The sequence below is a fragment of the Myroides sp. C4067 genome (assembly GCF_038039665.1).
Lineage (GTDB): Bacteria > Bacteroidota > Bacteroidia > Flavobacteriales > Flavobacteriaceae > Flavobacterium > Flavobacterium odoratimimum.
This window is the reverse complement of sequence record NZ_JBBPHJ010000064.1, coordinates 1-1,051: the sequence shown is the minus strand read 5'-3', so window position 1 is coordinate 1,051 and position 1,051 is coordinate 1. Positions and strand designations below refer to the sequence as shown.

1 rRNA gene is annotated in these 1,051 nt (G+C 48.1%); it reads right to left on the bottom strand.

Features of this window, described 5'->3' with window-relative positions:
- Positions 1-56: 56 nt before the first annotated feature.
- Positions 57-1,051: ribosomal RNA gene (locus AABL87_RS17690) — 16S ribosomal RNA — on the bottom strand; the annotation flags it as partial.

Sequence of the window (1,051 nt, the reverse complement as noted above, 5' to 3'; positions counted from 1 at the left end):
TTTTTTTGGTATTAACAGCGAGAGTAAAGTATCATACTTCTATAATTATTCTCTAGAAAGGAGGTGTTCCAGCCGCACCTTCCGGTACGGCTACCTTGTTACGACTTAGCCCTAGTTACTAGTTTTACCCTAGGCAGCTCCTTGCGGTCACCGACTTCAGGTACCCCCAGCTTCCATGGCTTGACGGGCGGTGTGTACAAGGCCCGGGAACGTATTCACCGGATCATGGCTGATATCCGATTACTAGCGATTCCAGCTTCATAGAGTCGAGTTGCAGACTCCAATCCGAACTGAGACAAGCTTTGGAGATTCGCATCCTGTTGCCAGGTAGCTGCTTTCTGTACTTGCCATTGTAGCACGTGTGTAGCCCAGGACGTAAGGGCCGTGATGATTTGACGTCATCCCCACCTTCCTCACGGTTTGCACCGGCAGTCTTGCTAGAGTCCCCGCCACTACGCGATGGTAACTAACAATAGGGGTTGCGCTCGTTATAGGACTTAACCTGACACCTCACGGCACGAGCTGACGACAACCATGCAGCACCTTGTAAATTGTCCGAAGAAAAATCTGTTTCCAAATCTGTCAATCTACATTTAAGCCCTGGTAAGGTTCCTCGCGTATCATCGAATTAAACCACATGCTCCACCGCTTGTGCGGGCCCCCGTCAATTCCTTTGAGTTTCATTCTTGCGAACGTACTCCCCAGGTGGGATACTTATCACTTTCGCTTAGCCACTCAGTCCGAAAACCGAACAGCTAGTATCCATCGTTTACGGCGTGGACTACCAGGGTATCTAATCCTGTTCGCTCCCCACGCTTTCGTTCATCAGCGTCAATAAGTACGTAGTAACCTGCCTTCGCAATTGGTATTCCATGTAATATCTAAGCATTTCACCGCTACACTACATATTCTAGTTACTTCCATACTATTCAAGTCAAACAGTATCAATGGCCGTGTCCTAGTTAAGCTAGGAAATTTCACCACTGACTTATCTGACCGCCTACGAACCCTTTAAACCCAATAATTCCGGATAACGCTCGGATCCTCCGTA